The 23,443-nt window shown below is 69.9% G+C and carries 18 protein-coding genes and 1 tRNA gene; 11 read left to right on the forward strand and 8 right to left on the reverse strand.

The genetic code is table 11. From position 1 onward, the window contains the following. Positions 1–80: 80 nt before the first annotated feature. Genes ACQPXS_RS24280 through rpmH form a run of 5 tightly spaced genes read right to left on the reverse strand, consistent with a single transcriptional unit; the run spans position 81 to position 2,818 of the window. On the reverse strand, positions 81–593 hold the full coding sequence (locus ACQPXS_RS24280; protein WP_356300812.1) for a protein jag: 513 nt from the start codon (positions 591–593) through the stop codon (positions 81–83). 15 nt (positions 594–608) lie between these two features. Further along, positions 609–1,913: a membrane protein insertase YidC gene (yidC, locus tag ACQPXS_RS24285; RefSeq protein ID WP_433451366.1), complete on the reverse strand. Its 1,305-nt coding sequence runs from the start codon at positions 1,911–1,913 to the stop codon at positions 609–611. Between the two features lie 3 nt (positions 1,914–1,916). Beyond that, positions 1,917–2,291 (reverse strand): membrane protein insertion efficiency factor YidD, encoded by a 375-nt coding sequence (gene yidD / locus ACQPXS_RS24290; RefSeq protein WP_351802901.1) that lies wholly within the window; start codon positions 2,289–2,291, stop codon positions 1,917–1,919. Continuing rightward, positions 2,288–2,659 carry a ribonuclease P protein component gene (gene rnpA / locus ACQPXS_RS24295; protein ID WP_433451367.1) on the reverse strand — a complete coding sequence of 124 codons (372 nt, stop codon included), beginning with the start codon at positions 2,657–2,659 and terminating at the stop codon, positions 2,288–2,290. Before rnpA ends, yidD begins: the two co-directional genes overlap by 4 nt. A gap of 21 nt (positions 2,660–2,680) precedes the next feature. Then, positions 2,681–2,818, reverse strand: coding sequence for a 50S ribosomal protein L34 (rpmH, locus tag ACQPXS_RS24300; protein ID WP_003956500.1), 138 nt, complete (start codon positions 2,816–2,818; stop codon positions 2,681–2,683). A gap of 396 nt (positions 2,819–3,214) precedes the next feature. Between rpmH and dnaA the strand changes: the two genes are divergently transcribed. The 9 genes from dnaA to ACQPXS_RS24345 all read left to right on the forward strand — a co-directional run bounded on the left by dnaA (position 3,215) and on the right by ACQPXS_RS24345 (position 16,168). After that, entirely contained in the window at positions 3,215–5,161 is a 1,947-nt protein-coding gene (dnaA, locus tag ACQPXS_RS24305; protein ID WP_433451368.1) for a chromosomal replication initiator protein DnaA, read from the forward strand. 968 nt (positions 5,162–6,129) lie between these two features. Then, positions 6,130–7,260 (forward strand): DNA polymerase III subunit beta, encoded by a 1,131-nt coding sequence (gene dnaN, locus ACQPXS_RS24310; protein WP_069779831.1) that lies wholly within the window; start codon positions 6,130–6,132, stop codon positions 7,258–7,260. Positions 7,261–7,499: 239 nt separating this feature from the next. After that, complete coding sequence (gene gnd, locus ACQPXS_RS24315) at positions 7,500–8,375, forward strand: phosphogluconate dehydrogenase (NAD(+)-dependent, decarboxylating) (protein WP_351802905.1); 876 nt, start codon at positions 7,500–7,502, stop codon at positions 8,373–8,375. 82 nt (positions 8,376–8,457) lie between these two features. After that, on the forward strand, positions 8,458–9,579 hold the full coding sequence (recF, locus tag ACQPXS_RS24320; protein ID WP_351802907.1) for a DNA replication/repair protein RecF: 1,122 nt from the start codon (positions 8,458–8,460) through the stop codon (positions 9,577–9,579). Continuing rightward, on the forward strand, positions 9,576–10,124 hold the full coding sequence (locus tag ACQPXS_RS24325) for a DUF721 domain-containing protein (RefSeq protein ID WP_433451369.1): 549 nt from the start codon (positions 9,576–9,578) through the stop codon (positions 10,122–10,124). The genes recF and ACQPXS_RS24325 overlap by 4 nt, the downstream gene beginning before the upstream one ends. Positions 10,125–10,498: 374 nt before the next feature. Further along, on the forward strand, positions 10,499–12,568 hold the full coding sequence (gene gyrB, locus ACQPXS_RS24330) for a DNA topoisomerase (ATP-hydrolyzing) subunit B (protein WP_433451371.1): 2,070 nt from the start codon (positions 10,499–10,501) through the stop codon (positions 12,566–12,568). 42 nt (positions 12,569–12,610) lie between these two features. Further along, a complete protein-coding gene (gene gyrA / locus ACQPXS_RS24335; RefSeq protein WP_433451373.1) occupies positions 12,611–15,205 on the forward strand; it encodes a DNA gyrase subunit A in 2,595 nt (864 codons plus the stop codon). Positions 15,206–15,223: 18 nt separating this feature from the next. Further along, positions 15,224–15,958, forward strand: a complete 735-nt coding sequence (locus ACQPXS_RS24340; RefSeq protein WP_365324111.1) for a DUF3566 domain-containing protein — start codon at positions 15,224–15,226, stop codon at positions 15,956–15,958. 133 nt (positions 15,959–16,091) lie between these two features. After that, positions 16,092–16,168 (forward strand) — tRNA-Ile (locus ACQPXS_RS24345). 187 nt (positions 16,169–16,355) lie between these two features. Here the strand turns inward: ACQPXS_RS24345 and ACQPXS_RS24350 are convergent. Further along, the gene (locus ACQPXS_RS24350) at positions 16,356–20,438 is read right to left on the reverse strand and encodes an AAA family ATPase (protein ID WP_433451375.1); all 4,083 of its coding nucleotides are present in this window, start codon (positions 20,436–20,438) and stop codon (positions 16,356–16,358) included. A gap of 587 nt (positions 20,439–21,025) precedes the next feature. Between ACQPXS_RS24350 and ACQPXS_RS24355 the strand changes: the two genes are divergently transcribed. After that, the gene (locus ACQPXS_RS24355; RefSeq protein ID WP_433451376.1) at positions 21,026–21,508 is read left to right on the forward strand and encodes a hypothetical protein; all 483 of its coding nucleotides are present in this window, start codon (positions 21,026–21,028) and stop codon (positions 21,506–21,508) included. Between the two features lie 99 nt (positions 21,509–21,607). Further along, on the forward strand, positions 21,608–21,796 hold the full coding sequence (locus ACQPXS_RS24360; RefSeq protein WP_433451378.1) for a ferredoxin: 189 nt from the start codon (positions 21,608–21,610) through the stop codon (positions 21,794–21,796). Here the strand turns inward: ACQPXS_RS24360 and ACQPXS_RS24365 are convergent. Both ACQPXS_RS24365 and ACQPXS_RS24370 read right to left on the reverse strand, forming a co-directional pair. Next, the gene (locus tag ACQPXS_RS24365) at positions 21,786–22,634 is read right to left on the reverse strand and encodes a glycosyltransferase family 2 protein (protein ID WP_433451379.1); all 849 of its coding nucleotides are present in this window, start codon (positions 22,632–22,634) and stop codon (positions 21,786–21,788) included. The two genes, ACQPXS_RS24360 and ACQPXS_RS24365, sit on opposite strands and share 11 nt — an antisense overlap. Before the next feature lie 120 nt (positions 22,635–22,754). Then, positions 22,755–23,105, reverse strand: coding sequence for a DUF6344 domain-containing protein (locus ACQPXS_RS24370; RefSeq protein WP_351802927.1), 351 nt, complete (start codon positions 23,103–23,105; stop codon positions 22,755–22,757). Between the last annotated feature and the right edge of the window lie 338 nt (positions 23,106–23,443).

Consider the following 23,443-nt stretch of genomic DNA (forward strand, 5'->3'; position numbering starts at 1 on the left):
ACCGGCCACCAGAACTACCAGGCTGACAAAGTTCGGCCCCGTCTGCTCAACAGACGGGGCCGGTGGAACGTGGGGGCCGATCAGGCGGGCAGCACGACGACGAACCGCTGCGGCTCCTCGCCCTCGGACTCGCTGCGCAGTCCCGCGGCCTTGACCGCGTCGTGCACGACCTTGCGCTCGAACGGGGTCATCGGCTTGAGCTTCACGGGCTCGCCGGTGTTCTTGGCCTCGCTGGCGGCCTTGGCGCCGATCTCGGACAGCTCGGCCCGCTTCTTGGCCCGGTAACCCGCGATGTCCAGCATCAGCCGGCTGCGGTCGCCGGTCTCCCGGTGCACGGCCAGGCGCGTCAGCTCCTGCAGTGCCTCCAGCACCTCGCCGTCCCGGCCCACGAGCTTCTGCAGGTCACGGCCGCCGGTGTCGCTGATGATCGACACGGAGGCGCGGTCGGCCTCGACATCCATGTCGATGTCGCCGTCGAGATCGGCGATGTCCAGCAGACCCTCCAGGTAGTCCGCCGCGATCTCACCCTCCTGCTCCAGGCGGGTCAGGGCGTCTGCGCCCTCGGCAGCGGCGGAGGTGGTGCCTTCCGTCACGGGATGGGCTCCTTCTTACTTCTTGGACGGGGACTTGGGCCGCTGCGGGCCACCCTTGCGCTGGCCGGACTGGGCCTTGCTGCGGGTGCCGGAGCCGGGCTTCTGGGCCTGCTGGGCAGCGGCGGGCTTGGCGTCCTGCGGCTTGGCGTCCTGCGGCTCGTCGGACTTCTCCAGCGAGGTGGACGAGGTGGAACCGCCCGCCTGCTTGGTCCCGCCGGACTGACGCTGGGCCTTGGACTGGCGCTTGGGCTGCTGGCGCCGGGCCGCGGCGCCGGTGCCGGCCGCCGTGGTGGTCTCCGCGCCGTCCGCGGTCTGCGCCTCGGCCTGGACCGTGCTCTTCGCCACAGTGCCGTCGGCCTGGGCGGCGAGACCGGCCTTGTTCACGGCGTTGATGAACTTGCGCTCGAACTCGTTGCGGTCCCGGCCCTTGGCGACGATCGCCTTGACGATGGCCTTCTCGCTGCGCCGGCGGACCTTGCCGTGCTGCGTCACGTGCTTGGTCAGGCGCTCCAGGTAGGCCGCCTGGGCCTTGGAACCCGGCGTCGGGTTGTTGTGGATGACGTACATCTGCTGACCCATGGTCCACACGTTGGTGGTCAGCCAGTAGATGAGGACACCGACGGGGAACCGGATACCGAAGAAGGCGAACATGACCGGGAAGACGTACATCAGCATCTTCTGCTGCTGCATGAACGGCGTCTTCACGGTGGTGTCGACGTTCTTCGTCATCAGCTGGCGCTGTGTGTAGAACTGCGACCCCGACATCAGGACGATCATGACCGCGGTGACAACCCGGACGTCGGTCAGCGAGGCGCCGAGCTTCGCGACCGTGTCGGCGCTGTCCAGGAACTTCGCGGCCAGCGGGGCACCGAAGATGTGTGCCTTCTGGGCGCTCGTCAGGAGGCTTTGGTTGATGACGCCGATGGTCTTGCCCGACGCGATGCCGTTGAGCACGTGGTACAGGGCGAAGAAGAACGGGGACTGCGCCAGGATGGGAAGGCACGAGGAGAGCGGGTTGGTGCCCGCCTCCTTGTACAGCTTCATCATCTCTTCGGACTGGCGCTGCTTGTCGTTCTTGTAGCGCTCCTGGATCTTCTTCATCTCGGGCTGCAGCGTCTGCATCGCCCGGGTGGCCTTGATCTGCTTGACGAACAGCGGGATCAGGCAGATGCGGATCAGGATCACCAGGGACACGATGGACAGGCCCCAGGCCCATCCGGTGTCAGGGCCGAAGATGGCTCCGTACACCGTGTGGAACTGGACGATGACCCAGGAAACGGGTGTCGTGATGAAGCTGAAGAGGCTGGCAATCGTGTCCACTAATCATGCTCCTTGGGCATGGGACGAGGTCTCTGCGGCCGGGCTCGGAGGAAGCTCGGAAGAAGGACTCTCGGGCTTCACTTCGGTGGCCGGTTCGGCGGCGGAGGGCCCGCCCTTGCGTGCGCGCCAAGCGTTGCGCAGCATTTCGTGCCACCGTGGGCGCTTGCGCGGCGGGACATGGTCCACACCACCCAGCGACCACGGATTGCACCGGAGGATGCGCCAGGCGGTGAGTGCCGTTCCCTTGATCGCACCGTGCCGGTCGATGGCCGTGTAGCCGTAGTGCGAGCACGACGGGTAGTACTTGCACACCGGCCCCAGCAGTGGACTGATCGTCCACTGGTACAGCTTGATCAGAGCCAGCAGCGGGTACTTCATCGCGCGCCCCCTCCCAGCAGCCGCTGAACGGCGGCATCCAGGTCTCGGGCCAGCTGTGCGTGGTCTGCGTCGCCCGCTCCGGGCAGCGCTCGTACGACTACCAGGCTACCGGGGGGAAACAGGGCGACTCGCTCACGCATCAGATGACGCAGTCTGCGCTTCACTTTGTTACGCACGACCGCTCCACCCACGGCCTTGCTCACGACGAAACCCGCACGCGTCGGGGGAGCGCTCTCCCCAGGCGCGTGCGGGTCCGTGACACCGCTACGAAGGTGGACGACGAGGGTCGGGCGTCCTGCCCGGCGACCTCGTCGAACCGCGGTCGCGAAGTCCTCGCGCCGCCTCAGCCGGTTTTCGGTGGGCAGCACGACGTCATGACCTGATCGGGATCAGGCGGACAGGCGGGCGCGACCCTTGCTACGGCGGGACGCGAGAATCGCGCGGCCGGCACGGGTGCGCATACGCAGCCGGAAGCCGTGGGTCTTCGCGCGACGACGGTTGTTCGGCTGGAAGGTGCGCTTGCTCACTCGGGGGCTCCAGAAAGAAATCGGTAGTTGCGGGGTGCCGTCTTGGCTGTCACCGTGCGCCCACGAGTAGCTCGCGTCACGCCCGAGTGCACCGCTTCCCGATCACCTGACGTGATCTGTGCCCATCGGAGGCAGGCGGCAGCAGCCATCGACAACTCGACCTGGTTACGGTACGCGGGGCCGCACCATCCGGTCAAACCAGGGGTCACGGAGAGACACTATCCACAGGCTGGGGACAACAACTTGAACCGCACCCGCCGCGCTGACTACCGTGGCTGAACTCCGATTCGTTCTTTTGTCCCCCGCCCCGGCGGGTTTGACCCACCGAACACCCGAAGTACCCCCCGACCCGTTCCGCGATCACACATTCGTGGGACCTGTGAGAGAGCGTGCCCTGTGGCTGACGTACCCGCCGATCTTGCCGCAGTGTGGCCGCGAGTACTGGAGCAGCTCCTCGGAGAGGGCCGCGGACAGGGTGTCGAGGCGAAGGACGAGCACTGGATCCGTCGCTGCCAGCCGCTCGCGCTGGTCGCGGACACCGCCCTGCTCGCCGTACCGAACGAATTCGCGAAGGGCGTACTGGAGGGCCGGCTCGCGCCGGTCGTCAGCGAGACGCTGAGCCGCGAGTGCGGCCGCCCCATCCGTATCGCGATCACCGTGGACGACTCCGCGGGCGAGCCGCCGGCCCCCGCGGCACCGGTGCAGCAGCCGCCCAAGCCGCGCTACGAAGAGCCCGAGCTGCCGTCCGGCCCGTCGTACGAGGAACGGCCGTACGAGGGCTACGGCCGCCACCGCGCAGCCGAGCAGCCGCCGGCCGAGCAGCAGCACCGCGCCGACCACCTGCCCAACGGACGCGCCGACCAGCTCCCCGTCGTACGCCCGGCGTATCCCTCCGAGTACCAGCGCCGCGAGCCCGGCACCTGGCCACGGCCTGCGCAGGACGAGTACAGCTGGCAGCAGCCGCGGCTCGGCTTCCCCGAGCGCGACCCCTACGCCTCGCCGTCGTCCCAGGACGCCTACGGCTCCGGACCCGACGCCTACGGCTCGCCGTCCTCGGACTACCGCTCGCAGGGCATGGACCGGCCGTCGTACGAGCAGCAGCGCGGCGACTACGACACCCCGCGCGCCGACTACGACCCGTCCCGCACCGAGTACGACCAGCGCGACCCCGTCCGCCGTGAGCTGCCCGAGCAGCCGGCGGGCGGCGGCCCCGCGCACCGGGGCGGCCCCGGCCGACCGGACCTGCCCACGACCGGCGCGCCCGGCCCGCTGGCCGCGCAGCCCGCGCCGGCGAGCGGTCCCGGCGAGCCGACGGCGCGGCTGAACCCGAAGTACCTCTTCGACACGTTCGTCATCGGCGCCTCCAACCGGTTCGCGCACGCGGCCGCGGTCGCCGTCGCCGAGGCACCGGCGAAGGCCTACAACCCCCTGTTCATCTACGGGGAGTCGGGGCTCGGCAAGACGCATCTGCTGCACGCCATCGGGCACTACGCGCGCAGCCTCTACCCGGGCACGCGCGTGCGGTACGTGAGCTCGGAGGAGTTCACCAACGAGTTCATCAACTCCATCCGCGACGGCAAGGGCGACAGCTTCCGCAAGCGCTACCGCGAGATGGACATCCTGCTCGTCGACGACATCCAGTTCCTCGCGGACAAGGAGTCGACGCAGGAGGAGTTCTTCCACACCTTCAACACGCTCCACAACGCGAACAAGCAGATCGTGCTGTCCTCCGACCGGCCGCCGAAGCAGCTGGTCACGCTGGAGGACCGGCTGCGGAACCGTTTCGAGTGGGGTCTGATCACCGACGTCCAGCCGCCCGAGCTGGAGACGCGTATCGCGATCCTGCGCAAGAAGGCGGTCCAGGAGCAGCTCAACGCCCCGCCGGAGGTGCTCGAGTTCATCGCCTCCCGGATCTCGCGGAACATCCGTGAACTGGAGGGCGCGCTGATCCGGGTGACGGCGTTCGCCTCGCTCAACCGGCAGCCGGTGGATCTCGGCCTGACCGAGATCGTCCTGAAGGACCTGATCCCCGGCGGCGAGGACTCGGCTCCGGAGATCACGGCCACGGCGATCATGGCGGCCACCGCGGACTACTTCGGGCTGACGGTGGAGGACCTGTGCGGCACCTCGCGCGGGCGCGCGCTGGTGACCGCACGGCAGATCGCGATGTACCTGTGCCGGGAGCTGACGGATCTGTCGCTGCCGAAGATCGGGGCGCAGTTCGGCGGGCGGGACCACACGACCGTGATGCACGCCGACCGCAAGATCCGCGCGTTGATGGCCGAGCGGCGGTCGATCTACAACCAGGTGACCGAGCTGACCAACCGGATCAAGAACGGCTGACGGCGGCTGCGCCTGGCCTGCGCCGACATCGAGGGCGCCTTCGGGATACGACTCCTGAGGGCGCCCTTTGGCATGGTCGCCGTCCGCAGGGGCGGGGTGCCTGGTGCCGGTGCCCCGTGCTGGGGCCGGCCCGGGGTCGGGGCCGCGTTTGCCCGCGCCGGCGGGGTGCCGCGAGTACGGGTGGAGCGTTCCTCCTACGCCACCGGGTGTTCGAATTTCTGCCGGGTTACGGCCATCCTCCACAGATTCGCTGGGTTTCTTCCGTCCACATCCTGGGGACTGCGGAGTTGTCCCGAGCGGCGTCCACAGGAAACCTGTTCATATGGCGTTCGCCCAGCTCAGCTGCCTGTGGAATCGTGGACGAACGATCTCCACAGGCTGTGGACCGAGCGAAGATCCACAGGCTGTGCACGAGGTTTTCCACTGGCGCCCCACAGGCTGGAGCCGGTTGTCCCCAGTGATCCCCGGCTTCTCCACATGGCTGTCCACTGTTCGGCAACGCGACGCCCCCGCTCACCGCGTCGAGTGAAAGGCGTCACACGAAGGTGCCGGATTGGGGTGTGGGAAACGTGGGTAAACCTGGGGACGCAGCTGGGGAGAACTGCCCTCGGGCTGTGGGCGGGGTGTGCAGAACTTTCCGTTCTCCACAGATGCCCCCGGTTGTCCACCGCCGTCACCCACAGGCCCCGTGGACAAAATCTGGGGCCTGAGCTGGGAAAACGCGGTTATCCACGGTATCCACAGGCCCTACTACTACTCCCAACTAGAGAGAGCTCGGGAATCGCTTTGAAGCGGGGCCTGTGCACAACTCGCTGTCTCGCGTCCGGCTGCCTCCCGGAGCGACTTGACCCCGACGGGCACCTACTGTCAGTGCGGTGCGTCAGACTGGTCCCCGGTGTCCTTCCCTTCGCAGTGGGCGGTGACACCGAGTCGGAGGACTCAGTAGCAACAGCAGGAGGCGGCTTACGGTGAAGATCCGGGTGGAACGCGACGTACTCGCGGAGGCAGTGGCGTGGGCGGCACGCAGCCTCCCGGCCCGTCCGCCGGCGCCTGTCCTCGCCGGCCTCCTTCTCAAGGCCGAGGACGGCCAGCTGAGCCTGTCGAGCTTCGACTACGAGGTCTCCGCGCGCGTGTCCGTGGAAGCCGAGGTCGAGGAGGAGGGCACCGTCCTCGTCTCCGGCCGGCTGCTCGCCGACATCTCGCGCGCTCTGCCCAACCGGCCGGTGGAGATTTCCACAGACGGTGTACGGGCGACCGTGGTCTGCGGGTCCTCCCGGTTCACCCTGCACACCCTGCCTGTGGAGGAGTACCCGGCGCTGCCGCAGATGCCGAACGCCACGGGCACCGTCCCCGGCGAGGTCTTCGCGGCCGCCGTGTCGCAGGTGGCCATCGCCGCCGGCCGTGACGACACGCTGCCCGTCCTGACCGGTGTGCGCATCGAGATCGAGGGCGACACGGTCACCCTGGCCTCCACCGACCGCTACCGCTTCGCCGTCCGCGAGTTCCTGTGGAAGCCGGAGAACCCGGACGCCTCCGCGGTCGCCCTGGTCCCGGCCAAGACGCTCCTGGACACCGCCAAGTCGCTCGGTGCCGGTGACAGCGTGACGCTGGCGCTGTCCGGGTCGGGCGCGGGCGAGGGCCTGATCGGTTTCGAGGGCGCGGGGCGGCGTACGACCACGCGTCTGCTCGAGGGCGACCTGCCCAAGTACCGCACGCTGTTCCCGACCGAGTTCAACTCCGTCGCCGTGATCGAGACCGCGCCGTTCGTGGAGGCCGTGAAGCGTGTGGCGCTGGTGGCCGAGCGGAACACGCCGGTGCGGCTGAGCTTCGAGCAGGGCGTGCTGATCCTCGAGGCGGGCTCCAGCGACGACGCACAGGCTGTGGAAAGGGTCGACGCTCAGCTGGACGGCGACGACATCTCCATCGCCTTCAACCCGACGTTCCTGCTGGACGGTCTGAGCGCGATCGACTCCCCGGTCGCTCAGCTGTCGTTCACGACGTCCACGAAGCCGGCGCTGCTCAGCGGGAAGCCCGCGGTGGATGCCGAGGCCGACGACGCGTACAAGTACCTGATCATGCCGGTGCGGCTCAGCGGCTGACCGTTCGTCCACAGCTGTGCACAGCGCCGGGCGCTCCTGTGGGTGCCCGGCGCTGTGGTTGGTCGGCGGCGGGTCCACAGACCGCCCCGCAGCGGCGGCGGTCTGTGGAAAAGTGGCAGGTCGCAGGGGGTACGGATGAGCGCGTATGCCCACAGCTGTGCGCGAGTTGCCGGGTTTAGGCTCGGCTCGGCACACACCGGTGCCTCTCATGCCACACAGCGATCTAAGGAACACAACTGATGGAGCTCGGTCTCGTCGGCCTCGGCAAGATGGGCGGCAACATGCGCGAGCGGATCCGCCGCGCGGGCCACACCGTCATCGGATACGACCGCAACGCGGACCTCGCGGATGTCCACAGCCTGGAAGAGCTCGTGGGCAAGCTCAGCGGCCCGCGCGTGGTCTGGGTGATGGTCCCGGCCGGCGAGCCCACCCAGTCGACCATCGACCAGCTGGCCGAGCTGCTGGAGCCCGGTGACGTGGTCGTGGACGGGGGCAACTCCCGCTGGACGGACGACGAGAGGCACGCCGAGGAGCTGGCGGCCAAGGGCATAGGCTTCGTCGACTGCGGCGTCTCCGGCGGCGTCTGGGGCCTGGAGAACGGGTACGCGCTGATGTACGGCGGCGACGCCGAGAACGTCGCCAAGGTGCAGCCGGTCTTCGACGCGCTGAAGCCGGAGGGCGACTTCGGTTCGGTGCACGCCGGCAAGGTCGGCGCGGGCCACTTCGCGAAGATGGTCCACAACGGCATCGAGTACGCGATGATGCAGGCCTACGCCGAGGGCTGGGAGCTGCTGGAGAAGGTCGACTCCGTGGAGAACGTCCGCGAGGTCTTCCGCTCCTGGCAGGAGGGCACCGTCATCCGCTCCTGGCTGCTCGACCTCGCGGTCAACGCGCTGGACGACGACGAGCACCTGGAGGGCCTGCGCGGTTATGCACAGGACTCCGGTGAGGGACGCTGGACTGTGGAGGCCGCGATCGACAACGCGGTGCCGCTGCCGGCGATCACCGCGTCGCTGTTCGCGCGGTTCTCCTCCCGTCAGGAGGACTCGCCGCAGATGAAGATGATCGCCGCGCTGCGCAACCAGTTCGGCGGTCACGCCGTAGAGAAGAAGTAATCCACAGATCCACAGGGTCGCAGCCGTGAGTCCTGTGGATCCACAGTTCATCAGCGCTCTGGGGAAGGCCGGCGAAACGACCATGCACGTCACGCATCTTTCGCTGGCCGACTTCCGCTCGTACGCCCGGGCCGAGGTTCCGCTCGACCCGGGCGTCACCGCCTTCGTCGGCCCCAACGGGCAGGGCAAGACGAACCTGGTGGAAGCGGTCGGATACCTCGCCACCCTCGGCAGTCACCGGGTCGCCTCCGACGCGCCCCTGGTCCGCATGGGCGCCGAGCGGGCCGTCATCCGGGCGCAGGTCCGGCAGGGCGAGCGGCAGCAGCTGGTCGAGCTGGAGCTGAATCCCGGCAAGGCCAATCGCGCCCGCATCAACCGGTCCGCGCAGGTCAGACCCAGGGACGTCCTGGGGATCGTACGGACCGTGCTGTTCGCGCCCGAGGATCTCGCCCTCGTCAAAGGCGACCCCGGCGAGCGGCGGCGGTTCCTCGACGAGCTGATCACGGCCCGGTCGCCGCGCATGGCCGGAGTGCGCTCCGACTACGAGCGTGTCCTCAAGCAGCGCAACACCCTGCTCAAGACGGCCGCCCTGGCGCGCCGGCACGGCGGGCGGTCCATGGATCTGTCCACGCTCGACGTGTGGGACCAGCATCTGGCGCGTGCGGGCGCCGAGTTGCTCGCCCAGCGGCTGGACCTGATCGCCGCGCTGCAGCCGCTGGCCGACAAGGCGTACGAGCAGCTGGCCCCCGGCGGCGGGCCGCTGGCGCTGGAGTACAAGCCGTCCGCGCCCGGCGAGGCCCACGCGCGCGAGGATCTCTACGCCCAGCTGATGGCGGCCCTGGCGGAGGCGCGCAAGCAGGAGATCGAGCGCGGTGTCACCCTCGTGGGCCCTCATCGGGACGATCTGATACTCAAACTCGGTCAGCTGCCCGCCAAGGGGTACGCCTCCCACGGCGAGTCGTGGTCCTACGCGCTCGCCCTGCGCCTGGCCTCCTACGACCTGCTGCGGGCCGAGGGCAACGAACCGGTGCTGGTCCTGGACGACGTCTTCGCCGAGCTGGACGCGCGCCGCCGGGAGCGGCTGGCCGAGCTGGTCGCACCCGGCGAGCAGGTGCTGGTCACCGCCGCCGTGGACGACGACGTCCCGCAGGTACTGGCCGGGGCGCGCTACGCCGTGTCCGGCGGGACGGTGGAGCGCGTATGAGCACCGACGAACCCACCCCCCAGGACCCGAAGAAGAGCGGGAACGAGCCCTCCGGTGTCGACCTCGCGCGCGTGGCGTTGCGCGCGGCGAAGGAGCAGGCACGCGCGCGTGGGGACGCGGCGCGGCAGAAGAAGCAGGCCCGTCGCGGTGGCGGGCTGCGCTCCGGTGCGCGCGCCGACGGCCGCGACCCGATGGCGCTGGGTGCCGCGATCAACCGGCTGCTGACCGAGCGCGGCTGGGAGACCCCCGCGGCGGTGGGCGGGGTGATGGGCCGCTGGCCGCAGATCGTCGGGGAGGACCTGGCCAAGCACTGTGTGCCGCAGCGGTACGACGAGGACGAGCGCGTGCTGGTCGTGGGCTGCGACTCGACGGCCTGGGCGACCCAGCTGCGCCACCTCGCGCCCGCGCTGGTCGCCCGCCTCAACGAGGATCTGGGGCACGGCACCGTACGGATGATCAAGGTGCTCAATCCGGGCGGTCCGGCCCGGCGCTACGGCCCGCTGCGGGCTCCGGGGAGCTCGGGACCCGGCGATACGTACGGGTGACGTACATCACGTCGCACAGTGGGACCGGGTCGTCGGCGTGGCGCCGTATCACAGGTGCGGATAGCTGCTGCGGCACCGGTGGATCCCCATCTGACCCCCCAGTAGCCAAGGGTTGACGGCTCGAAGCGCTGAGTGCCGCTGTGAGCCCCTTGGAGCCCCCATCCGCATATCGGGACCCGGTCGAGGCCGGTTCAGGGCGGCACATGGGGACTCAGGTACCGGCAAACCCCCGTCGATGTCAGAGCTACCGGTAGACTGGAAGACAATCCCGCCCCATTGTGGGGACCGCCCGGGAAAAGCTGAGCAACGCTGATCAAGGCTTACCACCGCAACATGCCGCAGCCGCTCCGGCAACCTGCCGACGAGCCCGGCTCGTGCTGTGCCAGAAAGGGCGCTTCGTGGCCGATTCCGGCAACCCCAACGAGAACATCCCGTCCACCGACGCCGGCGTGAACGCCGAGGCCACCGCCTCGGCTTCGTACGACGCCAGCGCCATCACCGTGCTCGAAGGGCTGGACGCGGTCCGCAAGCGGCCCGGCATGTACATCGGTTCCACGGGCGAGCGCGGTCTGCACCACCTGGTGTACGAGGTCGTCGACAACTCGGTCGACGAGGCACTGGCCGGGTACGCGGACACGATCGACATCACGATCCTCGCCGACGGCGGCGTCCGGGTCGTCGACAACGGCCGTGGCATCCCGGTGGGCATCGTGCCCTCCGAGGGCAAGCCGGCCGTCGAGGTCGTGCTGACCGTGCTGCACGCGGGCGGCAAGTTCGGCGGCGGCGGCTACGCCGTCTCCGGCGGTCTGCACGGTGTGGGCGTGTCCGTCGTCAACGCGCTGTCCACGAAGGTCTCCGTCGAGGTCAGGACCGACGGGCACCGGTGGACGCAGGACTACAAGATGGGCGTCCCGACCGCCCCCCTGGTCAAGCACGAGGCGACCGAGGAGACCGGTACGTCGGTCACCTTCTGGGCCGACCCGGAGATCTTCGAGACCACCGAGTACTCCTTCGAGACGCTGTCGCGGCGCTTTCAGGAGATGGCGTTCCTCAACAAGGGCCTGACGATCAAACTCACCGACGAGCGTGAGTCGGCGAAGGCCACCAGCGGTGCGGACGAGGCGGGCGCGGACGAGAAGGCCGAGGTCAAGACCGTCACCTACTACTACGAGGGCGGCATCGTCGACTTCGTGAAGTACCTCAACTCCCGCAAGGGAGAGGTGGTGCACCCCACCGTCATCGACCTGGAGGCGGAGGACAAGGACAAGAGCCTGTCCCTCGAGGTCGCGATGCAGTGGAACAGCGGCTACAGCGAGGGCGTGTACTCCTTCGCGAACATCATCCACACCCACGAGGGCGGTACGCACGAAGAGGGCTTCCGGGCCGCGCTGACGTCGCTGATCAACAAGTACGCGCGCGACAAGAAGCTGCTGCGCGAGAAGGACGACAACCTCACCGGTGACGACATCCGCGAGGGTCTGACCGCGATCATCTCGGTCAAGCTGAGCGAGCCGCAGTTCGAGGGCCAGACGAAGACCAAGCTGGGCAACACGGAGGCCAAGACCTTCGTGCAGAAGGCGGTCTACGAGCACCTCAACGACTGGCTGGACCGCAACCCGGTCGAGGCGGCGGACATCATCCGCAAGGGCATCCAGGCCGCCACCGCGCGTGTGGCGGCCCGCAAGGCCCGCGACCTGACCCGCCGCAAGGGCCTGCTGGAGAGCGCGTCCCTGCCGGGCAAGCTGTCGGACTGCCAGTCCAACGACCCGACCAAGTGCGAGATCTTCATCGTCGAGGGCGACTCCGCCGGCGGCTCGGCCAAGTCCGGCCGCAACCCGCAGTACCAGGCGATCCTCCCGATCCGCGGCAAGATCCTGAACGTGGAGAAGGCCAGGATCGACAAGATCCTCCAGAACCAGGAGATCCAGGCGCTGATCTCGGCCTTCGGCACGGGTGTGCACGAGGACTTCGACATCGAGAAGCTCCGCTATCACAAGATCATCCTGATGGCGGACGCCGACGTCGACGGTCAGCACATCAGCACCCTGCTGCTGACCTTCTTGTTCCGCTTCATGCGGCCGCTGGTCGAGGCCGGTCACGTGTACCTGTCCCGTCCCCCGCTGTACAAGATCAAGTGGGGCCGTGACGACGTGGAGTACGCCTACTCCGACCGCGAGCGCGACGCACTGATCGAGATGGGCCGCCAGCGCGGCAAGCGCGTGCGCGAGGACTCGATCCAGCGCTTCAAGGGTCTCGGCGAGATGAACGCCGAGGAGCTGCGCGTGACCACGATGGACCAGGAGCACCGGGTCCTCGGCCAGGTCACCCTGGACGACGCCGCCCAGGCCGACGACCTGTTCTCGGTCCTGATGGGCGAGGACGTCGAGGCCCGCCGCCAGTTCATCCAGCGCAACGCCAAGGACGTCCGCTTCCTCGACATCTGAGTCGGTCTCAGCTGACCGCACCAGGAAGGATCCCCACCAGCAATGGCCGACGAGAACACTCCGCAGACCCCTGAGACCGAGGGCGGCGAAGTCACCCTGCGTGTCGAGCCCGTCGGGCTCGAGACGGAGATGCAGCGCTCGTACCTGGACTACGCGATGTCCGTCATCGTGTCCCGCGCGCTGCCCGACGTCCGGGACGGCCTCAAGCCCGTCCACCGGCGCGTGCTGTACGCGATGTACGACGGCGGCTACCGCCCCGACCGCGGCTTCTACAAGTGCGCCCGTGTCGTCGGCGACGTCATGGGCAACTACCACCCTCACGGCGACTCCTCGATCTACGACGCCCTGGTGCGCCTCGCCCAGCCGTGGTCGATGCGGATGCCGCTGGTGGACTCCAACGGCAACTTCGGCTCCCCGGGCAACGACCCGGCGGCCGCCATGCGGTACACCGAGTGCAAGATGGCGCCGCTGTCGATGGAGATGGTGCGTGACATCGACGAGGAGACCGTCGACTTCACGGACAACTACGACGGCCGCTCCCAGGAGCCGACCGTCCTGCCGGCCCGCTTCCCGAACCTGCTGATCAACGGCTCGGCCGGTATCGCGGTCGGCATGGCGACCAACATCCCGCCGCACAACCTGCGCGAGGTCGCGGCCGGCGCCCAGTGGTACCTGGAGAACCCGGACGTCTCCCACGAGGAGCTGCTGGACGCGCTCATGGAGCGCATCAAGGGCCCGGACTTCCCGACCGGCGCCCTGGTGGTGGGCCGCAAGGGCATCGAGGAGGCGTACCGCACCGGGCGCGGCTCCATCACGATGCGCGCGGTGGTCGAGGTCGAGGAGATCCAGGGCCGGCAGTGCCTGGTGGTGACCGAGCTGCCGTACCAGGTGAACCCGGACAACCTGGCGCAGAAGATCGCCGACCTGGTGAAGGACGGCAAGATCGGCGGCATCGCGGACGTCCGCGACGAGACCAGCTCCCGTACGGGCCAGCGCCTGGTCATCGTCCTGAAGCGGGACGCGGTCGCCAAGGTCGTGCTGAACAACCTGTACAAGCACACCGACCTGCAGACGAACTTCGGCGCCAACATGCTGGCGCTGGTCGACGGCGTGCCGCGCACCCTGTCGCTGGACGCGTTCATCCGCCACTGGGTGACGCACCAGATCGAGGTCATCGTCCGCCGTACGCGCTTCCGGCTGCGCAAGGCCGAGGAGCGCGCGCACATCCTGCGTGGTCTGCTGAAGGCCCTGGACGCCATCGACGAGGTCATCGCGCTGATCCGGCGCAGCGAGACCGTCGAGATCGCGCGCAACGGCCTGATGGGCCTGCTGGAGATCGACGAGATCCAGGCCAACGCGATCCTCGAGATGCAGCTGCGGCGCCTGGCGGCCCTGGAGCGGCAGAAGATCGTTCAGGAGCACGACGAGCTCCAGGCGAAGATCAACGAGTACAACGAGATCCTCGCCTCCCCGGTCCGTCAGCGCGGGATCGTCAGCGAGGAGCTGGCCGCGATCGTCGAGAAGTACGGCGACGACCGCCAGACCAAGCTGATCCCGTACGAGGGCGACATGTCCATCGAGGACCTGATCGCCGAGGAGGACATCGTCGTCACGGTCACCCGCGGCGGCTATGTCAAGCGGACCAAGACGGACGACTACCGGGCGCAGAAGCGCGGCGGCAAGGGCGTGCGCGGCACGAAGCTGAAGGAAGACGACATCGTCGACCACTTCTTCGTCTCCACCACCCACCACTGGCTGCTGTTCTTCACCAACAAGGGCCGGGTGTACCGGGCGAAGGCGTACGAGCTGCCCGAGGCCGGCCGGGACGCGCGCGGGCAGCACGTGGCGAACCTGCTGGCCTTCCAGCCGGACGAGGCGATCGCCGAGATCCTCGCCATCCGCGACTACGAGGCGGCGCCGTACCTGGTCCTCGGGACCAAGTCCGGTCTGGTCAAGAAGACGCCTCTGAAGGATTACGATTCGCCCCGCTCCGGCGGCGTGATCGCGATCAACCTGCGCGAGCGCGAGGACGGCAGCGACGACGAGCTGATCGGCGCCGAGCTGGTCTCGGCCGACGACGACCTGCTTCTGATCAGCAAGAAGGCACAGTCGATCAGGTTCACCGCCTCCGACGAGTCCCTGCGCCCGATGGGCCGCGCCACCTCCGGCGTCAAGGGCATGAGTTTCCGCGAAGGCGATGAACTTCTGTCGATGAATGTTGTTCGACCCGGTACGTTCGTGTTCACTGCCACCGACGGCGGGTACGCGAAGCGGACCGTCGTCGACGAGTACCGCGTCCAGGGCCGCGGCGGCCTCGGTATCAAGGCCGCCAAGATCGTGGAGGACCGTGGTTCGCTCGTCGGGGCGCTGGTCGTCGAGGAGACTGACGAGATCCTCGCGATCACCCTCTCTGGCGGTGTGATTCGTACGCGAGTCAATGAGATCAGGGAGACGGGCCGTGACACCATGGGCGTCCAACTGATCAACCTGGGCAAGCGCGATGCCGTGGTGGGCATCGCACGTAACGCCGAGGCGGGGCGCGAGGCGGAGGAGGTCGACGGCGAGGAGGCCGTCGATGCCACCGAGGGTGCTCAGGCCGGCGGCACGGACGAGGGTGAGGCGCCCTCGGCCGAGTAGCACGAGGAGAGAGTCATCGTGAGCGGAGCCACGGGCGCCGGATCGGCCGGTACCCCTACGGGTACGGAGACGGACGGCGGCGGCCGTGGCTCCGCCGCGCATGGTGCGGGTGCGGGGAGCGTGGCCGACCCGCACACGACCAACCTGAAGCCGGTGAAGGTGTCCGCGAAGGACTCCTCCGGCGCGTCTGGATCCCAGGGGGGAACTGTGACGGACACCCGAGGCCCGGCCGCGGCCGGCGAGGCGCAGTCGTCGTCTCCGCTCCCCGGCGAGCGACACCCGGAGCAGCCCTCCGGGCCGTACCACCCGCCGCAGGCCTATCCGGCCCAGGCGCCCGCCGGCGCCGTACGACGGCCGCGTACGGGCGCGCGTACGGCGCCGCGCACCCGTAAGGCGCGGCTGCGGGTGGCCAAGGCCGACCCCTGGTCGGTGATGAAGGTCAGCTTCCTGCTCTCCATCGCGCTCGGTATCTGCACGATCGTCGCCTCGGCGGTGCTGTGGATGGTCATGGACGCGATGGGCGTGTTCTCGACGGTGGGCGGCACGATCTCGGAGGCGACCGGTTCGAACGAGGGGAACGGCTTCGACCTGCAGGCCTTCCTGTCGCTCCCCCGCGTCCTGACGTTCACGGCGATCATCGCGGTCATCGACGTGGTCCTGGCCACGGCGCTCGCGACGCTCGGCGCGTTCATCTACAACCTCTCGGCGGGCTTCGTGGGCGGCGTCGAGCTGACGCTGGCGGAGGACGAATAGGCCCTGCGGAGGGCCTGCGGACACCCTGCGGATCCCCTGACCTGACGGTCCCCGACAACCGATTTTGGGACTGACGTGGTCGTGCGCTAATCTTCAGGAGTCAGCGCGCGGGACACACACCGCAAAGCGCGGCGGGGCTATAGCTCAGTTGGTTAGAGCGCATCCCTGATAAGGATGAGGCCACAGGTTCAAATCCTGTTAGCCCCACCAGCACGAAGACCCCCGGTCCGGATGGATCGGGGGTCTTCTGCATGTGCGGCGGACATCGACCAGGTGGCACAAAAAGGGCCCGACCGCTGGCGACGGGGGATGCACCAGCGATCGGGCTGTGGCCAAGGGTAACAAGCCCGGGGGCCTCGCGGGGCAAAGTCGGGCGGGAATAAGTCAGGTCGGCCGATCAGCGGTCGCACGGAGGGTCGTAGGACAGCCGGGGCAGGTACTCGTGCCACTTCTGGGGGGTCAGTACGCCCCTGGTGACCGAGCAGATGTGGTCGATCGCCGCGCCGGAGTCCAGGCTCCACAGGCGGACCGTGTCCGTGCCGCTGGAGACGCCGAGGACGCGGCTCCTGGGGCTGAACGACAGGAACGTGCCCGACTTGGCGTTGGGGCTCATCGACTGGCCGATGGGGGTCGCCGAGGCGGGGTGGCCGACGTTCCACAGCCGGATCGTGTTGTCGTTGCCGCCGCTGGCCAGGACATGCCCGTCCGGGCTGAACGTCAGCAGCTTGACCGCCTCGGTGTGGCCGGTGAGCGGCGCGCCCAGCGCGGTCGCCGAGGCGGGGTGGACGACGTTCCACAGGCGGACCGTGTCGTCGTCGCTGCCGCTGGCCAGAACCTGGCCGTCCGGGCTGAAGGCGATCGCGTTGACCGGGCCCGAGTGCTTCGTGAGCCGGCCGAGCCCGGTCGGTCGGGCCGGGTCGGCGACGTTCCACAGCCGGATCGTGCTGTCCGCGCTGCCGGAGGCGAGAGTGCGGCCGTCGGGGCTGAACGCGAGCGCGTTGACGTAGCCCCGGTGGCCCGTCAGCGGTCTGCCGAGCGCCACCGGATGCCCGGGGTCGGCGACGTTCCACAGCTGAATGGTGTCGTCGTCGTAGGCGGTGGCCAGGGTGCGGCCGTCCGGGCTGAAGGCGAGCGTGCCCGGCCCCGCGAAACGCGTCCGCAGGCGCAGGGGCGCTCCGGCGGCAACCGGGTGGGACGGATCGCCGACGTTCCACAGGTACACGGACTGGTTGTTGGTGAGGACGGCGAGGATGCGGCCGTCGGGGGAGAACAGCGGGGCGCGATGGCCGCCGTCCGCCTGCATGAACGCATTCCCCAACGGCACGGGCCGCCCGGGCCGCGTCACGTTCCACAGCCGTAGCCTGCCGTCCCGAGCCGCCGTGACCAGCACCCGTCCGTCGGGCCGGAACGCGCTGGTGCGGCCGATGATGTCCGAGGTCGGCAGCGACCACAGGCGCACCTTGCTGTCGCCGCTGCCCGTGGCCAGGGTCCGCCCGTCGGGGCTGAACCCCAGGGCGTACATCTCCCCGCTGCTGCCCGCGAGCGGCTCCCCGACCTGCGACGGGGACGAGGGGTCGCTGACGTTCCACAGGCTCGCCGTGCTGTCCGCGCTCGCGGCGGCCAGCCTGCTGCCGTCCGGACTGAAGGCCACCGACCAGATGGGGCCGGTGTGCCCGGCCAGCGGTGAGCCGAGCGCGGCCGGGTGGGCCGGGTCCGTGACGTTCCACAGCCGGATCGTGTCGTCCGCGCTGCCGGAGGCGAGGGTGCGGCCGTCGGGGCTGAACGCCACCGAGTGCACGAGGTCCGTGTGGCCCTTCAGCGCGGTGGGGTACGGCTTGGGGTGGCGCGGGTCGGCCGTGTTCCACAGCAGGATCGCGTCGTCGTCACCGCCCGCCGCGAGGGTGTGCCCGTCGGGACTGAACGCGACGCTGCGCACCGCGGCGCTGTGCCCGCGCAGGGCGCCGAGTTCGCCCGGGCGACGCGGGTCGGCCACGTTCCACAGCCGTACCGTGCGGTCCTCGCCGGCACTCGCGAGGGTGCGGCCGTCCGGGCTGAAGGCGACCAGGTAGATCGTGCCCCGGTAGCCGGTGAGCGGCTTGCCGAGCGGTTTCGGGCGGGCCGGGTCGGTCACGTCCCACAGCCGGATCGTCCCGTCGTCGCCGGCGCTGGCGAGGGTGCGCCCGTCCGGGCTGAAGACGGCGCTGCTCACCCAGCTGGTGTGGCCGGTGAGCGGCTTGCCGAGCGGTTTCGGGTGGGCGGGGTCGGCGACGTTCCACAGGCGGACGGTCCGGTCGTAGCTGGCCGTGGCCAGCGTCTTGCCGTCGGGGCTGAAGGAGGTGAGGTAGACGGCACCGGTGTGGCCGGACAGGGGGGTGGCCAGCGGCGCGTTCACGATCGAGATCAGCCTGCTGTACGTTCCCTCGTCGCCCGGGCGCAGATGGTGGGCGACCAGGTCGAGCTGGGCGGCCAGGGACGGATCCGTGCGCTGGACCCGGTCGGCCTCGGCGAGCACCTGCTCGAAGACGGCGTCGTCGCGCTGCTGCCGGGCGATCACCGCCGATCCGCCCGCGACCAGGGCCAGCACCACCAGAGCCGCCACCGCGGCCCGGCTGATCCACACCGTGCGCTTGCGCAGCCGGACCGCCGCGGCCAGGAACTCCACCGCGCTGCGGGTCAGATACGTGTCCCCGGCCGATTGCGCCCAGCTGCGCGCTTGTTCCAGCCGGGAGCCCCGGTAGAGCAGCGAGCTGTCCCGGCCCGAGTCCTCCCAGGCCCGGCCGTCCTCCTCCAGCCGCTGGCGCAGCAGATGGTCGTTGCGGTCGTCGTCTATCCAGTGCCGCAGCCGGGGCCAGGCGTGCAGCAGCGCTTCGTGCGTGATCTCCACGGTGTCGGCGTCCAGCGTCACCAGCCGGGCCCGTACGAGGGCCTCCAGGGACTCCTCCGTCTTGCCGGGGTCCGCCGACTCCTCCGCCAGCTGCCGCCGGGTGCCCCGCCGCCGCGTGGCGTGGGTGTCCTCGCCCAGCCGGACCAGCCGCAGCAGGAGCAGCCGGGCCGCCGTGCGGGCCGCGGGGTCCAGCCCCGACCAGGCACGCTCGGCGGTCGCCGCGACCGCCCCCTGGATCCCGCCCGCCGCGCGATAGCCGGCCAGCGTCAGCCGCCCGGCCTTGCGGCGCTGCCAGGTGGCGAGCAGGGCGTGCGAGAGCAGCGGGAGCACGCCCGCGTCATGCGCCCCGCGCGGTCCGTCGGCGCTGACCTCGCGGACGATCAGCTCGGCGAGCCCCGGTTCCAGCTCCAGACCCACGGCCTTGGCCGGACCGGTCACCGCCTCGCGCAGCTCGGAGCTGGTCAGCGGGCCGAGCACCATGTGCCGGTGCTGGAGCGCGTCGGCCAGTTCCGGGTAGCCGAGGCACTGCTCGTAGAAGTCGGCGCGGATACCGAGGACGACGACCACCGGTGCCGGCTCGCCCGCGCCGGCGGGCGGGGTGCAGGCGGCGTGCAGGAGCTGGATGAACGTACGCCGGTCCGTCTCGTCGGAGCAGAGTGTGAACGCTTCCTCGAACTGGTCCACGACGACGACGGGACGGTACTCGCCGGACGTCTCGCGGCGGGCCCACTCCGACACGGCCTCGCGGGCCGCCTGGGCCACTCGTGGGGAGTCGGAGCCGGGAACCGCCGGATTCTCCGTGGCCTCCTGTTCGACGCGGCGCGCGTCGGCGGCGACCGCGCCGAGATCGGGGATACGGCGGACCAGCTCACCGAGCGGGTCGGCGCCGGGGACGAGGTGCAGGACGCAGCCGGCGGTGGTGTCCTGCGGAGCCTGGGGTGGTGCGGCGCCCGTGTGCGGTACGCCGGTGCCGTGTCCGTCGTGCAGCGCGCCGCCGCGTACGGCGGGGACCAGGCCGGCGTTCAGCAGGGAGGACTTCCCCGCTCCCGAGGCGCCCACCAGCATCACCAGACCGCCGGTCCGCTCGGCGGCGCGGAGCTGGGCTATGAGCGCGTCCGTGCTCCGTTCCCGGCCGAAGAACCACCGGGCGTCCTCCTGCCGGTAGGGGGCGAGCCCCCGGTAGGGGCAGACGCCTCCGGTGACGGGCGGGGCCTGAGCGGGAGGCCGCCGGTTCTCCTCGGGGGACGGCGCGGGCCGGTCGCCCACCGGGTCGGCCAGCGCGCGCTCCCACAGCCGCTGCCAGTGCGCGAGGTCGTACAGGCCCGTGGACACCGGCGCGGGCCGCAGCCGGCGTGCCTCCGGAATCAGGATGTGCAGCACCGCCGCAAGGGCGGTGAACTGGGCCGGCACGTTCTTGGCCCGGCGCCAGTCGCTGATCCGCTGAGCCGACACCCGTACGGGCCGCCCGCGCTCGTCGACCCGCTGCAGTCGTACGACCGCCTCGGCGACGCTCTTGAGGGGAGGATTTCCGGCCTCCTTGTACAGCAGCGCGAGGCGCTCGGCGAAAGCTGTGCGTGCCCCTGAGTCGGAACTCAAGGCCCCACCCCTTACTTCCCCCCGTGTCTGGACGTCCGGACCGGAAAACCCACCCTATACGCCTGACCTGCGGATAAGCACCGGACCGGAGGCCGCGGTCTCCTCGCGGTGGTCAACAGATGGCAGGATCCGGACCCGGTAGCGGACCTGTCACACACCGTCCGGACAGGCCACGGCGCCGTGCTCGGACACGCAGCCCTCGGCACCGAAGGATCTCGGCCAACTTCGTTACTTCGACCTGTGCCGAGTCGACGCGGCACCGGCCGATGCGCCGCACCGTCCGGCACCGGTCCCCACGAGGGGAGGGACCGGCGCCGGACGGGCGGAGGGCGTTCCGGGTCGGGCCAGGTGGGCGTTTCACGTGAAACAGCGTGCGCTCTTGGGTTTTGCTTCAGTCGGCCGTCGTGACGACACCGCACCCTGGTTCCGGGTGTGGGCAAGGTGCCGCGTCGGCGGTGACGGAAGCCGGAAGCGCGGCTGCGATCCGGGTGCGCCCCACGCCTGGATATCTGATGAACCGTCAGATACCGTGCCTGTCGGCGACTGTTCCCGAAGGTGAGCGTCCCGTTCCCGAAGGGGTGAGTGTCATGCACAAGCGTCCCCCGTGCCCGCGACCGCCGGGTGCTCCGCGCTGGGTCGCGATGTTCCACCAGCCCTCCCAGGACTGCTGGACGGTGGGTGCCGAGTCTCCCGACCGGGCTCCCGTGCTGTACGCCGTCGGAGACATGACCCAGACCCTGCGGTCGCGCGGCGAGGAGGCGGCGGTCGCGCTGTGGGGGCCCAAGGACGATGCCTGGCACCTCTTCGACACCCCGTCCGGCAAGGCGCCTGCCCTCGCCCCGGCCGCCTCGGCCGACCCGCCCGCGCCTGGCGCCGGTGCACCGGCCAAGCTCACGGAACGCATGACGGACCGCCGGCACCAGGTGCTCATGGCCGGCCTGAGCAAGGCGGGCCTGTACGACCTGAGCGCCGAGGACGGCGAGGCGGTGCGGACGATGGCCGACCTGCTCGACGAACCCACCGTCCGCCGGGTGGCCCACTGGCTCTCGGTGGCGGGCGCGGAGCGGTAGCGCGGGCGGGGCGCGGAGTGGTAGCGCGCAGGGCCGGTTCAGCCGGCGGTTCGCCGGGCAGTGACGTCCACGAAGCCACCGTCTAGGGCTGGAGGACGCATGAAGGTCTCCGTCGACCGCTCCCTGTGCTACGGCTCTGCCGAGTGCGCGCACCGGGTGCCGGCCGTGTTCGTGTTCGAGGACGGCTACGGCGTCGTACGGCCCGGCCGGGAGGAGTCCGCCGACGACCCGCAGGTCCAGGAGGCGGCCGAGATGTGCCCCTCGCAGGCGATCGTGCTCACGGAGTAGCGACCCGGCGAGCCGTGGACGAGGTGCCGGCCGGCCCGGCCGGGTAGGACCACTCGAAGTCGGCCAGTGCGCGGGCCCGGGCCTCGGCGACCGCCATCCGCGCCGCGCGCTCGACGGGGTCGACGTGGGACGACTGGCCCGTGACCTGGCCCTCCCACTTGCGGTACAGCAGGCCGACCTCCGCTGAGAACCAGCCGCGGCTCACCGCGTCCAGCGCCAGCAGCAGGCCCGTGTCCTCGGACGCAGGCAGGGCCATCCAGCCGCCGAGCGCGATGAGCAGCTCGCGCCGGACGCACAGGGTCGCCGGATGGACCGGTGCGCGGAAGTCGTTCCGCTTCCAGTGATCGAGCACGGCACCGCGTTCGAGCGGGCCGTCGCCCGGATCGCCGGGGAAGCCCACCGTCGAGCCGTCCGGCAGCAGGTCCAGGGCCCGGGACGTCGTCCAGCCGACGCTGCGGTGCGCCTCCAGTACCGCCACATCGCGGGCCAGCGCGCCCGGCGTTAGCCGGTCGTCGGCGTCCAGCACCTTCACATACTCGCCGCCGGCGCGCGCCAGCGCGATCGTGCGGGCGACTCCGGGCCCGCCCGGCCGGCTTTGGCCGAAGCTCACACGCGTGTCGTCCGGGACGTACGGGCGGACCTCGTCCGTCGTACCGTCCTGCTGGATCACCCACTCCCACTCCCAGCCACCGGGAAGCCGCTGCTCGCACAGGGACGCGTAGGCGTCCGGCAGGAACCGCGCGGACGGGCCGTGGACAGCGGTGACAACGGTGACGCGCCGGGTCACGGCAGCACTCACCACCTTTCCGGGGTGTGGTCGATCATCCTCCCAGGTCATACACCCGACAACAGCGCAAGACCCCCGGCCGAACCCGGCCGGGGGTCTTTTCGTGTCGACTGGTGCGTACGCAAGTCGCCGTGGTGTCGAGACGTTGCGGTGGTGCGTGGTGGCTGGAGATCAGCAGTCGAGCGTGGACGCCGAGTGCTCTGCGGGGGTGGTCGTGGTCTCCGCCTGGGTGTCGATGAGGGGACGCTGCCGGCAGCGGGGGGACTTCCCGTGGGCCTCGGCCCTGATCCGCTGCTTCATCGTGGGGGGCAGGGCTGCCCTGGTGTAGGACCAGGACCAGTGCCGTGGCGCCGGGATCGTCGGGATGGTCCTGTGCGCGGTGCCGGTGCTGGGGTTCTCGGGCCGGGGTGCGGCCGCCGCGGTCGTGGCGGCCGTGGTGGTGACGAGTCCGAGCGCGGTGCACAGTGCGAGAAAAGCGGTGACGATGGCGGTCCACAGCTGCATGACCTTGTTCTTGGTCATGGCCCCTCACTTTCGGGTTGGGCGATTTGCGTACTTTCCTCATGATGTGGATCAGGGTCGCGAAGTGGTGGACCGACGCCCGTGGCGCGGCGATGTTCAGATCAACACCACTCGGATGGCCGCAAGAGCGGCGGAAAACTCCCAAAAGCTGACGAGCGCCAGCGAATGGGGAGCAAAGTGACGGTCCGTGGAGGTGCGATCACCCTCCGCCCGGAATGGCGTCGGACCTGGCCTAATGCGCTGTCCAAGGCGGGAGTTGGGGCCCGACGCAGGTCACCGATCGATATCGGTCGGTGTGTATAGTCGGGCGCCAGAGGTCCCCTACGTCAAGGAAAGAC

Source organism: Streptomyces sp. CA-142005 (assembly GCF_050942335.1).
Classification (GTDB): Bacteria; Actinomycetota; Actinomycetes; order Streptomycetales; family Streptomycetaceae; genus Streptomyces.